The 12,459-nt window shown below is 72.6% G+C and carries 12 protein-coding genes; 9 read left to right on the top strand and 3 right to left on the bottom strand.

Translation table 11 applies throughout. The features are described 5' to 3' along the window. Position 1 precedes the first annotated feature (1 nt). The gene (locus ABT127_RS25125; RefSeq protein WP_351454143.1) at positions 2–1,324 is read left to right on the top strand and encodes an acetyl-CoA C-acetyltransferase; all 1,323 of its coding nucleotides are present in this window, start codon (positions 2–4) and stop codon (positions 1,322–1,324) included. A 3-nt stretch (positions 1,325–1,327) separates the two neighbouring features. On the opposite strand, the gene ABT127_RS25120 is transcribed toward ABT127_RS25125, so the two are convergent. Then, positions 1,328–2,176 (bottom strand): helix-turn-helix domain-containing protein, encoded by an 849-nt coding sequence (locus tag ABT127_RS25120; protein ID WP_351454140.1) that lies wholly within the window; start codon positions 2,174–2,176, stop codon positions 1,328–1,330. 241 nt (positions 2,177–2,417) lie between these two features. Here ABT127_RS25120 and ABT127_RS25115 point away from each other — a divergent pair, with 241 nt between their 5' ends. Next, positions 2,418–3,821 (top strand): MFS transporter, encoded by a 1,404-nt coding sequence (locus tag ABT127_RS25115; RefSeq protein ID WP_351454138.1) that lies wholly within the window; start codon positions 2,418–2,420, stop codon positions 3,819–3,821. A gap of 254 nt (positions 3,822–4,075) precedes the next feature. On the opposite strand, the gene ABT127_RS25110 is transcribed toward ABT127_RS25115, so the two are convergent. Continuing rightward, positions 4,076–4,903, bottom strand: coding sequence for a helix-turn-helix transcriptional regulator (locus ABT127_RS25110; protein WP_351454135.1), 828 nt, complete (start codon positions 4,901–4,903; stop codon positions 4,076–4,078). Positions 4,904–4,952: 49 nt separating this feature from the next. On the opposite strand from ABT127_RS25110, the gene ABT127_RS25105 reads away from it, so the two are divergent. After that, positions 4,953–5,393, top strand: a complete 441-nt coding sequence (locus ABT127_RS25105) for a DUF2000 family protein (RefSeq protein ID WP_351454132.1) — start codon at positions 4,953–4,955, stop codon at positions 5,391–5,393. Between the two features lie 120 nt (positions 5,394–5,513). On the opposite strand, the gene ABT127_RS25100 is transcribed toward ABT127_RS25105, so the two are convergent. Beyond that, positions 5,514–5,717, bottom strand: a complete 204-nt coding sequence (locus ABT127_RS25100; RefSeq protein WP_006138897.1) for a cold-shock protein — start codon at positions 5,715–5,717, stop codon at positions 5,514–5,516. A 292-nt stretch (positions 5,718–6,009) separates the two neighbouring features. Between ABT127_RS25100 and ABT127_RS25095 the strand changes: the two genes are divergently transcribed. The 6 genes from ABT127_RS25095 (at position 6,010) to ABT127_RS25070 (ending at position 12,318) form a co-directional block, all read left to right on the top strand. Continuing rightward, on the top strand, positions 6,010–6,882 hold the full coding sequence (locus ABT127_RS25095; RefSeq protein ID WP_351454130.1) for a menaquinone biosynthetic enzyme MqnA/MqnD family protein: 873 nt from the start codon (positions 6,010–6,012) through the stop codon (positions 6,880–6,882). 179 nt (positions 6,883–7,061) lie between these two features. After that, positions 7,062–8,720: a protein kinase domain-containing protein gene (locus tag ABT127_RS25090; protein ID WP_351454127.1), complete on the top strand. Its 1,659-nt coding sequence runs from the start codon at positions 7,062–7,064 to the stop codon at positions 8,718–8,720. Beyond that, positions 8,717–9,394 carry a prepilin peptidase gene (locus tag ABT127_RS25085; protein WP_351454125.1) on the top strand — a complete coding sequence of 226 codons (678 nt, stop codon included), beginning with the start codon at positions 8,717–8,719 and terminating at the stop codon, positions 9,392–9,394. The genes ABT127_RS25090 and ABT127_RS25085 overlap by 4 nt, the downstream gene beginning before the upstream one ends. Positions 9,395–9,441: 47 nt before the next feature. Further along, positions 9,442–10,641 (top strand): cyclic dehypoxanthinyl futalosine synthase, encoded by a 1,200-nt coding sequence (gene mqnC, locus ABT127_RS25080; RefSeq protein ID WP_111663751.1) that lies wholly within the window; start codon positions 9,442–9,444, stop codon positions 10,639–10,641. A gap of 17 nt (positions 10,642–10,658) precedes the next feature. Further along, complete coding sequence (locus ABT127_RS25075) at positions 10,659–11,252, top strand: imidazolonepropionase-like domain-containing protein (protein ID WP_351454121.1); 594 nt, start codon at positions 10,659–10,661, stop codon at positions 11,250–11,252. Positions 11,253–11,628: 376 nt separating this feature from the next. After that, positions 11,629–12,318: a demethylmenaquinone methyltransferase gene (locus ABT127_RS25070; RefSeq protein WP_351454118.1), complete on the top strand. Its 690-nt coding sequence runs from the start codon at positions 11,629–11,631 to the stop codon at positions 12,316–12,318. The last annotated feature ends 141 nt before the right edge of the window (positions 12,319–12,459 follow it).

Below are 12,459 nucleotides of genomic sequence, written 5' to 3'. Positions count from 1 at the left end.
GATGGCCCCAGCGAAAACCGCGAAAACCCCGGTGAGCCCGGCGGCGGGGGTGCCGCGGCGCGTCGCCGTCGTCGCCGGCAGCCGGACCCCCTTCGCCCGCTCCGACGGCCCGTACGCGACCGCATCCAACCAGGAGATGCTGACGGCCGCACTCGACGGCCTCGTGGAGCGCTGCGCGCTGCAGGAGCCGGGCGCCGTGGGCGAGTTCGTGGCCGGCGCGGTCCTCAAGCACAGCCGGGACTTCAACCTGGCGCGCGAGACCGTACTCGGCTCGAAGCTGGATCCGCGCACCCCCGCGTACGACATCCAGCAGGCCTGCGGCACCGGCCTGCAAGCGGTGATCGCCGCCGCCAACAAGATCGCCCTCGGCCAGACCGAGAGCGCCGTCGCGGGCGGCTCGGACACCGCGAGCGACGCCCCGCTCGGTGTCAACGACGACCTGCGCAAGATCCTGCTGGAGGCGCGCCGGGCGAAGTCGGCGGGCGCCCGGCTCAAGGCCCTCGCCCGGATCAGGCCCGGCCACCTCGTCCCCGACATCCCGCGCAACGCCGAGCCGCGCACCGGCCTGTCGATGGGCGAGCACGCCGCGGTCACCGCCCGCGCGTGGGGCATCGCGCGCGAGGCCCAGGACGAACTGGCCGCCGCCAGCCACCAGCGGCTCGCCGCCGCGTACGACCGCGGGTTCCTCGACGACCTGGTCGTGCCGTTCCGGGGACTCGCGCGCGATCAGAACCTGCGCCCCGGCTCGACGGTCGAGAAACTCGCCACGCTCAAGCCGGTGTTCGGGACCGGGCAGCCCGGGGCGACGATGACGGCGGGCAACTCGACGCCGCTGACGGACGGCGCGGCCGTCGTACTGCTGGCGAGCGAGGAGTGGGCCGAGGCCCGCGGGCTGGCGCCGCTGGCGTATCTGACCGCGTACGAGACGGCGGCCGTGGACTTCGCCGGTGACGGCGGGGACGTCACGCGCGAGGGCGGCGACGGCCTCCTCATGGCGCCCGCGTACGCCGTGCCCCGGATGCTGGAACGGGCCGGGCTCGGCATCGAGGACTTCGACCTGTACGAGGTGCACGAGGCCTTCGCCTCACAGGTGTTGGCCACCCTGGCGGCCTGGGAGAAGCAGGGGCTCGCACCGGTCGACCGGGACCGGCTCAACGTCGCCGGATCCTCCCTGGCCACCGGCCACCCCTTCGCCGCGACCGGCGCCCGCATCGTCGCCACCCTCGCCAAACTCCTCGCGGAGCGCGAGGGTCCGGGCCGCGGCCTCGTCTCCGTCTGCGCCGCGGGCGGCCAGGGAGTGACCGCGATCCTCGAACGCGCCTGACGGCTAGGGCGATTGAGGATCCAGCTTGAGCATGGCCTCCTCGTCCGGGGAACCGGCCGGCGCCTGGTACGCCACCAGGCGCTGGCCACCGGTCCTGGCCAGCTGCATGACCTCGTACGTCAGGGTCATCGTGCCCACCTTCGGGTGGGCGAACGTCTTGGTGCCGCCGCTGCGCTCCTGCACGTCGTAGCGGTCCCAGATGCGGGTGAACTCCGGTGACTTGAGCAGGAGTTCACCGACCAGCCCGGTCAGGCGCGGATCGTCGGGGTCGCCGCCCGCGATGGCCCGCAGATGCGCGACCGACGCCGTCACCGTCTCCTCCCACGGCACGTACAGCTCGCGGCCGACCGGGTGCAGGAAGAGGTAGCGGGTGATGCTGCGCTGCTCGGCCGGCCAGTCCCACAGTCCGGGCATCAGCCGGCGGCCCGCGGGATTCGCGGCGAGCGTGAAGTTGTAGCGGTTGACGACGTACGCGGGCAGCGGCCGCAGCGCCTCCAGCATGCTCGACACCGACGGGCGCACGGTGTCCTCGTCCGTCGGGCGCGGTTCGCCGGACTCGGACGGCCGGCCCGAGGCCAGTTCGGCCAGGTCGTGCAGTCGCTCGTAGGCGTCGCCGCGCAGGCGCAGGGCGCGGCCGATGGCGTCGATCACGGCGGTCGACGGGTTCGTCTCGCGGCCCCGCTCCAGGCGCGTGTAGTAGTCCACGCTGACCCCGGAGAGCGTGGCCAGCTCCTCGCGGCGCAGGCCCGGGGTGCGGCGCAGTCCGGTGCCCGCGGGCAGCCCGACGTCGGCGGGGGTGACCTGGGCCCTGCGGGCCCGCAGGTAGCGGCCCAATTCCGTGGTTTCAGCCATGTGTTCCATTCTCCACGGCCGCCCGGCGCCGTGAGGGGGTGTGTCAGGGCCAGGAACGCCCCACCCCGGTGAAGCGCGGCCTGCCACCTTCGCGCCGCCGGTCCCAGAGTGGTGGTCGTAGCGAGTGGCCGGGGGCTTCGGGCCCAGGGAGTGCACGTCACAGGGCCGCGGCCCGGCGCCCCCGCCCACTCGCCCGTACCGGAACCGACCGGAACCGTCCGGACCGACCTGGAGGCCCCGCGTGACCACCGCCACCGCCACCCCCACCGCTCGCGCGGCGACCGCCGAGGCCGTACCCGGCCGTCGGCCGCCGGCCGCCTTCGCGCTGATCGCCGCGCTGCTCGGCTTCACCGTCATCACCATCGACGTCTCGGCCGTGAACATCGCGCTGCCCGCCGTCGGCGCCTCGCTGCACGGCGGCATGACCGGCCTGCAATGGGTCGTCGACGCCTACACGCTGCTCTTCGCCGGGCTGATGCTGTCGGCCGGCGCGCTCGCCGACCGGGCCGGAGCCCGCCGCGCCTACGCCTTCGGCGTCGGCCTGTTCACCCTCGCCTCCCTGGCCTGCGGGCTCGCCCCCGGGATCGGCACGCTCGTCGCGGCCCGGGTGGTGCAGGGCGCGGCGGCGGCCGTCGTCATGCCGGCCTCGCTGTCGCTGATCCGGCAGGCGTACGACGACGCGCGGCACCGGGCGCGGGCCATCGCGCTGTGGACGGTGGGCGGTTCGGTCGCGATGGCGGCGGGGCCCGTGCTCGGCGGGGTGCTGACCGAGTCCGTCGGCTGGCGGGCCGTGTTCTTCCTCAACCTGCCCGTCGGCGCGGCCATCCTGGCCCTGCTCGTCAAGGTCGTGCCGTCGCCGCGCAGGCCCGCGCCGATCGACGTTGCCGGGCAGGTCACGGCCGTCCTCGCGCTGGCCGGGCTGACCTTCGCCGTGATCGAGGGCGGGCACGCGGGCTGGACCTCGGTGCCGGTGCTCGGGTCGCTCGTGGTCGCCGTGGTGTCCGCCGTCGCCTTCCACGCCGTCGAGAAGCGGCACCGGGCGCCCGTGGTGCCGCCGGCCATGCTGCGCGACCGCACCGTCGCCGTCTCGCTCGCCGTCGGCTTCGCCGTGAACCTCGCCTTCTACGGCCTCGTCTTCCTCCTCGGGCTCTACCTCCAGCAGGCGCGCGGCATGTCCGCCCTGACCGCGGGCCTGGTCTTCGTGCCGCTCGCCGTGATCATCACCTCCACGAACCTGGTCTCCCCGCGCGTCGCCGAACGCATCGGACGGCGGCCGGTCATCGTCATCGGCCAACTCGTCCTGGCGCTGGCCATGTTCGTCCTGCTGCCGCTCGACGCCGGTACGCCGATGTGGCTGGTGCTGCTGCTTCTGGTGCCGACGGGGCTCGGCGGCGCGTTTGCGGTCCCCGCGCTGACGGCACTCCTGATGGACTCGGTGCCGGGGCCTCGGGCCGGTATCGCCTCGGGTCTGCTGAACGCGCTCCGGCAGACCGGTGGGGCGCTGGCCGTGGCGCTGTTCGGGTCGCTGGTGGCGGGTGACGGCTTCTCCTTGCCGGGCATGCGCGTCAGCCTGCTCATCGCGGGCTGCGTCCTCCTGGCCACGTCGGTCCTGGCCCGCGCCTTCCTCCCGGCCAAGCCCGAGTGACGCCCTCGGTCGGGTGCACCACCGTCGTGGCTGGCCGCGCAGTTCCCCGCGCCCCTGAGATGCGCACTTCGTGCGCCGTCTCATCAGAGAGGCGTGCCGCGTGCGGCATCTCATCAATGGAGGCGCGGCGAAGCCGCAGCCTCAGGGGGAGGCGGCGCGAAGCGCCTGCCTCAGGGGCGCGGGGAACTGCGCGACCAGCCACGACGAGAGGCGCACGGGGCGGACGGGGTCCCGAGACGCAGGGAGCCCGGTGATCAGCGGCGAGCGGACGCGTGGGCGTAGCGGCCCGGAGGGATGCCCACCACTCGTTTGAAGTGACGCGTCAGATGCGACTGGTCGTAGAAGCCGAGATCGGCCGCGACCTCCCCGACGGGCCGCCCGGCGAGAAGCAGCCGCCGGGCCCGATCCACCCGCCGCGCCATCAGATACTGATGCGGAGCGATCCCGTACGCGGCGCTGAACGACCGCACCAGATGCGCCGGATGAGCATCGATCACCCCCGAAGCCTCCTCCAGCCCGACCCCGTCCACCACTCGCGCGTCGAGCAACTGCCGCAACCGGTCCGCCACCCGCCGATCGGGCACGGCCCGCACCGGATCGCCGACTCCGGGCCGCAGCCGCTCCCGCAACCGCTCACCGACAAGAGCCAGCCGCGCCGCCGCCTCCAGCTCGTCACCGGGCCGGCCGAGCGCGGTGTGCAGCTGCCCGATCCGGTGCCGCAGCAGCGGATCGACCAGGTCGGGAGAGTCCGCCGCGGCCCCGATCAGCGAGGTGTCGAGGGGACCGTCGTCCGAGGCCTCCAGATACAGGACGCGCTTGCGGAAGCCGTCCGGCGTCGCGGCCGAACCGTTGTGCGGAACCCCGGGCGGCAACAGCGAGACGGTGCCGAGCGGAGTGCCGTGCTCGTGCCGCTCCAGGTCGTAGCGGATCGCGCCCTCGTCGACGATCAGCAGGGTCCAGGTGTCATGGACGTGCATCGGATAGGAGTGGTGCGTGAAATGGGCGTGGAAGACCTCCGCGACGCCCTTCACCTCGGGGCGCCACGCGGTGATCCGGTCCGGATCCGTTTCGCGCTCCACCACGCAAAGAACGTACAAGACGCGGAAGCGCCGCGCGCGGGAGTCTCACGGCATGAGCACCGACCACGACACCGCCGCCCCCGTCCGCTTCGACACCAAGATCGCCGTACTGCTCCGGGACGACCTGGAGACCTGGCAGCGGCTGAACGTGACCGCGTTCCTCGTGAGCGGCCTGGGATCCCAGCTGCCCGAGGTGATCGGCGAGCCGTACGAGGACGCCGACGCCACCCCGTACCTGCCGATGTTCCGCCAGCCGGTGCTGGTCTTCGAGGGCGGCAAGGAGACGCTGCGGGCGGCGCACGCCAAGGCGCTGCAGCGGGGCCTGCCGCGCGCCCTGTTCACCTCGGACCTGTTCACGACGGGCAACGACCGCGACAACCGGGCGGCCGTACGGGCCGTGGGCACCGACGCCCTCGACCTGGTCGGCATCGCCGTGTACGGGCCGAAGAACGCGGTCGACAAGGTCCTGAAGGGCGCCCGTATGCACCCGTGAGCAGGGTGCGGAAAGGCAGGAGCCCCGCTGCCGTGAGGCGCGGGGCTCCTTGGGTACTGCTCTAGGTTCCGGATCAGGTCACGCCGGCACCTGCCGGTGCGACCTCAGTGATCGGAAAGGTCACATGGGGGTGACGTTCTCCGCCTGCGGGCCCTTCGGACCCTGCGTGACGTCGAAGCTGACGGCCTGGTTCTCCTCGAGGGAGCGGAAGCCGTTCGCGTTGATCGCCGAGTAGTGGACGAAGACGTCCGGGCCGCCGCCCTCCTGGGCGATGAAGCCGAAGCCCTTTTCAGCGTTGAACCACTTCACGGTTCCGGTAGCCATAAGCCCTCCTATGGGCCAAAGGGTTGCCCTGCTCCAGAACCTGCAAATGCGCTTGCGAACAACTGCAAAAGTCTGAAAACGACGAGAGCCCGCGGTCACATGCTCCGCAGGCTCTGTACTGCAAGGGAAACCAAACTGCAACTTGCGGCGAGCCTAGCACGCAGGCAGCCGAACGCAATAGAGGGCAAGATCACGTCACCCACAGGTTTGACGTGATCCCGATTCGGGTTGACGGAAGCCACCCGAGGGGCCCGAGGCCCGCACCGTATCTCATGGGGTCTAGCCTCGCGATGTGGACAATTCTCCCGAGACTCCCCAGGCCGCGCGGCGCACCCGTCCGCGCGTGGGCCACATCCAGTTCCTGAACTGCATGCCCCTCTACTGGGGCCTGGCCAGGACAGGTTCCCTGCTCGACTTCGAGCTCACGAAGGACACCCCGGAGAAGCTCAGCGAGCAGCTGGTGCAGGGCGGTCTGGACATCGGTCCGATCACCCTCGTCGAATTCCTCAAGGCCGCCGACGACCTGGTGGCCTTCCCCGATCTGGCCGTCGGCTGCGACGGCCCCGTCATGTCCTGCGTGATCGTGTCGCAGGTGCCCCTAGACCAGCTGGACGGGCGGCGGGTCGCCCTCGGCTCGACGTCCCGTACGTCGGTCCGGCTCGCGCAGCTCCTGCTCGCCGAGCGCATCGGCGTGTCGCCCGACTACTACACGTGCCCGCCGGACCTCGGCCTGATGATGCAGGACGCCGACGCCGCCGTCCTCATCGGCGACGCCGCGCTCCGCGCCAACCTGCACGACGCGCCGCGGCTCGGCCTCCAGGTGCACGACCTGGGCGCCATGTGGAAGGAGTGGACGGGACTGCCGTTCGTCTTCGCCGTGTGGGCCGCGCGCCGGGACTACGCGGAGCGGGAGCCCGCGATCACCCGCCAGGTGCACGAGGCGTTCCTGTCCTCCCGCGACCTCTCCCTCGACGAGGTCACCAAGGTCGCCGAGCAGGCGGCCCGCTGGGAGGCCTTCGACGAGGAGGTCCTGGAGGAGTACTTCACGACACTCGACTTCCGCTTCGGGCCGCCGCAGCTGGAAGGCGTCACCGAGTTCGCGCGCCGGGTCGGGGAGACCACCGGATTTCCCGCCGATGTGAAGGTCGAACTTCTCGGACGCTGAGAGAACGGGACATTCGCCGGAATTCCACGGTGGGCCCCGGGTGGAATTCCGGTGAACACCGTCCCTTTCTTCCGGACCGATGTGAAATCGGGCTAAGCCGAACGCCGTATGACCCGTGCGGTGAAGGGCCTACGCTGCTGGGGTGCGTGCCGTCTCAGGACCCGGGGGAGGTTCTTCGCATGCAGCCCCTTCAGGCCGACGAACCGACGACGGTCGGCCCCTACCGCCTCCTGGGCCGGCTCGGGGCCGGCGGGATGGGCCGGGTGTACCTGGGCCGCAGCGCGGGCGGCCGGACCGTCGCCGTCAAGATCGTCCATCCGCACTTCGCGCTCGACGACGAGTTCCGGGCGCGCTTCCGGCGTGAGGTGGCCGCGGCCCGGCGGGTCGGCGGCGCGTGGACCGCGGCGGTGCTCGACGCCGACCCCGAGGCGCCGGTGCCGTGGGTGGCCACCGGATACGTCGCCGGGCCCGCCCTCGCGCAGGCCGCCGGTCCCGGCCGGGCGCTGCCCGAGCACTCCGTACGGGTGCTCGGCGCCGGGCTGGCCGAGGCGCTGGCGGCGGTGCACGGCCTGGGCCTCGTCCACCGTGACGTGAAACCGGCCAACGTGCTGCTGACCGTCGACGGCCCGCGCCTCATCGACTTCGGCATCGCGCGGGCCACCGACGGCACGGCCTCCCTCACCTCCACCGGCGTCTCCATCGGCTCACCCGGCTACATGGCGCCCGAGCAGATCCTCGGCAAGGGCGTCACCGGCGCCTCCGACGTCTTCTCGCTGGGCGCGGTCCTGGTGTACGCGGCGACGGGGGAGTCCCCCTTTCCCGGCGACTCCTCGGCCGCCCTGCTCTACAAGGTCGTCCACGAGCAGCCGGAACTGGGCTCCCTGAGCGGAGAGTTGCGGGAGATCGTCGCCGGGTGCCTGGCGAAGTCGGCCGCCGACCGGCCCGCCCCCGGCGAGGTGGCCCGCCTCCTGGCTCCCGAGGGCGCCGCGGCCCTGGTCGCCGCGGGCTGGCTGCCGGGGGCGCTGGTCGAGCAGGTGATGCGCGGCGCGGCGCGGCTCCTCGACATGGAGGGCGCGGACCCGGCCACGGGACCGGTCGGCTTCAGCAGCCCGGCCGTCACCGGCGGTGCGCCGGGCGTCTTCGGACCGCCCGACCCGTCCTACACGGCCGTACCGGCGCCGCGCGCCGGGGACGCGGTGGAGGACGCCGGGCCCGGGCGGCTGTCGATGTCCGTGTCGGCGACCTCGACCCCGGCGACGGCGAACGGGCGCGGCCGCAAGGTCAGTTGCTCGGTCGCGCTGGCCGTCGCGGGAGCCCTGGCCGCGGTCACGGTGGGCGGGATCCTCGTCGTGAACATGCTGCCGGGCTCCGGGCACGACGAGGCGGGCGGCGCGGCGGACGGCGCGCGCCCCACGGCATCCGCCCAGCCGTCGGCCCCCGCCACGGGCCGCCCGTCGGCCTCCGCCACGGCGTCGTCGCAGCCCTCCGGCGCCGTCCCCTCCTTCTACCTCGGCACCTGGGAGGGGAAGGCCACGGTCTTGGGCATCCAGGCCGACACCTACCGCGTCGAGCTGAAGCAGACGGGCGTCGGCCGCCGGCTCGGCACCGTCACCTCGACCGATCTGACGGGCAACCGCTGCGTCGACGAACTGACCCTGAAGTCCGTCACCGCGACCGAGGTGGTGGCCGACGGCAAGAAGATCTCCGGCGACGACTTCAAGTGCGCCGACGGCTCCAGCACGGTGCACCTCTCCCGCGACGGCGCGGGCCTGCGCTACACCTCCGAGTACCCGGAGGCGGGCAACCCGACGGCGGACCTGAAGCGGGCGGGGCGGTGACCGATCCGCTGGTCCTCGTCGCCGCGCTGTGGGGCGCCGCCACCGGGCTGCTCCTGCCGCGCGCCGCCTACCGCCTCTCCGTCGAGCCGGACGAACCCTGGCGCCCGGCCCGCGGCTGGCTCGGCCCCCGGCCCGGCCCCGCCGCCCCGCTCCTGGCCGCCGTCACCGCCGTCGCCTGCGCCCTGCTCGCCGCCGCCACCGGCACCCGCCCCGAGCTGGCCGCCTGGCTGCTGCTCGCGCCGCCCGCCGTGCTCCTCGCCACCGTCGACTTCGCCGTGCACCGGCTGCCCGACGTGCTGACCCTGCCGTTCGCGGGCGCGGCCCTGCTCGCGCTCGGCGCCGCCGCGCTGCTGCCGGAGCCCGGCGGGTCGTGGCGCGGGGCGGTGCTGGGGGCGCTCGGCATGGGCGCCGGGTACCTGGTGCTGCACCTGATCAACTCCCGGGGCATGGGGTTCGGCGACGTGAAGCTGGCCGTCGGCCTCGGGGCGGTGCTCGGCTGGTACGGGCTGGGGGTGCTGTTCATCGGCGCGTTCGCGGGCGTGCTGTTCAACGGCCTGTACGCGCTCGTCCTCGTCGCCGCCCGGCGCGCGGGCCGCAGGACGGAGATCCCGCTCGGCCCCTTCATGATCCTCGGGGCGTTCGCGGGGGTTCTGCTGGGCGCTCTGGCGGCCTGACGTACGCTGAGAATTCAGCTCTACCTCCTCTGAAAGGGGCCCGCACGGTGACCGAGAAGGCCGCACTGCAGTCCGTCCTCGACCGTGCCGCCGCCGGCGGGCGCATCACCCCGGAAGAGGCCGTCGCCCTGTACCGGGACGCCCCGCTGCACGCCCTGGGCGCCGCCGCCGACGCGATCCGCCGCCGCAAGTACGCGGGCATCGAGCACATCGCCACGTACATCATCGAGCGGAACATCAACTACACGAACGTGTGCGTCACGGCGTGCAAGTTCTGCGCCTTCTACGCGGCCCCGAAGGACACCAAGAAGGGCTGGACCCGCGACCTCGACGACATCCTGCGCCGCTGCGCGGAGACGATCGAGCTGGGCGGCACCCAGATCATGTTCCAGGGCGGCCACCACCCGGACTACGGTGTCGAGTACTACGAGGAGCACTTCTCCGCGATCAAGAAGGCGTACCCCGAGCTGGTCATCCACAGCCTGGGCGCCTCCGAGGTCGAGCACATGGCCCGCATCTCCAAGGTGTCGGTCGAGGAGGCGATCCAGCGGATCCACACCGCCGGGCTCGACTCCTTCGCCGGTGCCGGCGCCGAGCTGCTGCCGGAGCGCCCCCGCAAGGCCATCGCCCCGCTGAAGGAGTCCGGCGAGCGCTGGCTGGAGATCATGGAGACCGCCCACAACCTGGGCGTCGAGTCCACCTCCACCATGCTCATGGGCACCGGCGAGACCAACGCCGAGCGCATCGAGCACCTCCGCATGATCCGCGACGTACAGGACCGGACGGGCGGCTTCCGCGCCTTCATCCCGTACACGTACCAGCCGGAGAACAACCACCTCAAGGGCCGTACGCAGGCCACGCTCTTCGAGTACCTGCGCATGATCGCCATCGCCCGGATCTTCCTGGACAACGTCCAGCACATCCAGGGCTCCTGGCTGACCACGGGCAAGGAGGTCGGCCAGCTCTCCCTGCACTACGGCGCCGACGACCTCGGCTCGATCATGCTGGAGGAGAACGTCGTCTCCTCGGCCGGTGCCAAGCACCGCTCCAACCGCATGGAGATCATCGACCTGATCCGCAAGGCGGGCCGCGTCCCGGCGCAGCGCGCCACCACGTACGAGCACCTCGTCGTGCACGACGACCCGGCGAACGACCCCGTCGACGACCGGGCCTCCTCGCACATCTCGTCCATCGCGATCGAGGGCGGCACGGCGCACCCCGAGCTCAAGCTCGTCTCCACCAACTAAGGGCGTCCGGTAGCTCCGTGCTGACACTCCACACCGTCGCCGACGGGTCGTCCGTCGTCGTCGAGGGCGCCGTCGTCGCGGCGCTCGGCCCGTACGAGGAACTGGCCGCCGCGTATCCGGGGGCCCGGGTGCGGCGGTGGCCCGGGATCCTCACTCCCGGGCTGCTCAATCCGTACGGTCCGGAGATCCTGGAGCACACGTACCACCCCGATCCGCGGGAGGCCGATACGTACGGCACCGTGCCGATCGGCGGGGCCCGGGCGCGGGAGATCTTCCGCGCAGATCCGTCCCGGCTGGGGGCCAGTGCGCGGCGCGGGGTGCAGCGGTTGTTCGCGCACGGGACCGTTGCCGTCGCCGGGGAGCTGCGGGCCAAGGCCGTTCTCGACGTGGTGCAGCGCTCGGGTCTCGTGTTCGCGGCGCGGCCCGACCGTTTGCCGGGGCCCGTCTCCCTGTCGCCGAAGCCGCTCGTTCTGCTGCCGGGGCTCGCGGTGGGCGGGCCTGCGCGGTTCGCTGTTTTCGACGTTCCGGATCGGGCCGGACTGGTCGCCCGCGGGGCCGCCACCTGTGTGGCCACCGTGATCGAGGGCCGCCTGGTCTTCCGGGCCCGCTGACCCCTCCGGGGCAGTCGGGTCGTTCTCCGGCCGCGGCCCGGTGGGGGCTGATCGCGCAGTTCCCCGCGCCCCTGGACCGTCCGTCACGCGCGCCACCGTCGTGGCTGATCGCGCAGTTCCCCGCGCCCCTGAGATGCGCACTTCGTGCGCCATCTCATCAGTGAGGCGTGCCTCGTGCGGCATCTCGTCAATGGAGGCGCGGCGAAGCCGCAGCCTCAGGGGGAGGCGGCGCGAAGCGCCTGCCTCAGGGGCGCGGGGAACTGCGCGAGAAGCGGCCACCGGTGCGCGCACGGAGAACTGCCCAGGGGCGCGGGGAACTGCGCGACCGGCCCCACCTACGCGCGGGCGGCGGCGTGCCCCCTGACACAATGGCGGAGTGACCCGTGCATCCCTGGACAAGCAGCCCCGCGAAGTCGCCTCGATGTTCGACGACGTGGCGGAGAAGTACGACCTCACGAACGACGTGCTGTCCCTGGGACAGGCACGGCTGTGGCGGAAGGAGGTCGCCAAGGCCGTCGACGCCCGCCCGGCGCAGAAGATCCTCGACCTCGCCGCCGGCACCGCCACCTCCTCCCAGCCCTTCGCCCAGGCGGGCGCCTACGTCGTCCCCTGCGACTTCTCGCTCGGCATGCTGCGGGTCGGCAAGCAGCGCCACCCCTGGATGCCGTTCACGGCGGGCGACGGGACGAAGCTGCCGTTCAAGGACGACACGTTCGACGCCGTCACCATCTCCTTCGGCCTGCGCAACATCCAGGACACCGACCAGGCGCTGCGCGAGCTGTACCGGGTCACGAAGCCCGGCGGCCGCGTCGTCATCTGCGAGTTCAGCCACCCCACGGCGGCCCCGTTCCGCACGGTCTACACCGAGTACCTGATGCGCGCCCTGCCGCCCGTCGCCCGCGCCGTCTCCTCGAACCCGGACGCGTACGTGTACCTGGCGGAGTCCATCCGCGCCTGGCCCACCCAGCCGGAACTGGCCGCCCGGCTCCAGACCGCGGGCTGGACCCAGGTCGCCTGGCGCAACCTGACGGGCGGCATCGTCGCCCTGCACCGCGGCATCAAGTAGACGTGGATCTGTAACGGTTCAACTTCACTGATTTCAGGGGGCGTCGAAGGGAACCGGCGCGGCGGGAAGATGAGTCCGTTGATTGCGTGGTGACGCCTCGTGACGGGGCGGCGCCTGTGCGTCCACGGATCGGAGCGCCCC

The organism is Streptomyces sp. NPDC001904 (assembly GCF_040297005.1).
Classification (GTDB): Bacteria; Actinomycetota; Actinomycetes; order Streptomycetales; family Streptomycetaceae; genus Streptomyces.
This window is presented reverse-complemented; position numbering and strand designations above follow the sequence as displayed.

Coding starts and splice junctions, on each gene's coding strand:
- ABT127_RS25125 (WP_351454143.1), top strand. CDS start 2: ATGGCCCCAGCGAAAACCGCGAAAACCCCGGTGAGCCCGGCGGCGGGG.
- ABT127_RS25120 (WP_351454140.1), bottom strand. CDS start 2,176: ATGGCTGAAACCACGGAATTGGGCCGCTACCTGCGGGCCCGCAGGGCC.
- ABT127_RS25105 (WP_351454132.1), top strand. CDS start 4,953: ATGAGCACCGACCACGACACCGCCGCCCCCGTCCGCTTCGACACCAAG.
- ABT127_RS25100 (WP_006138897.1), bottom strand. CDS start 5,717: ATGGCTACCGGAACCGTGAAGTGGTTCAACGCTGAAAAGGGCTTCGGC.
- ABT127_RS25090 (WP_351454127.1), top strand. CDS start 7,062: ATGCAGCCCCTTCAGGCCGACGAACCGACGACGGTCGGCCCCTACCGC.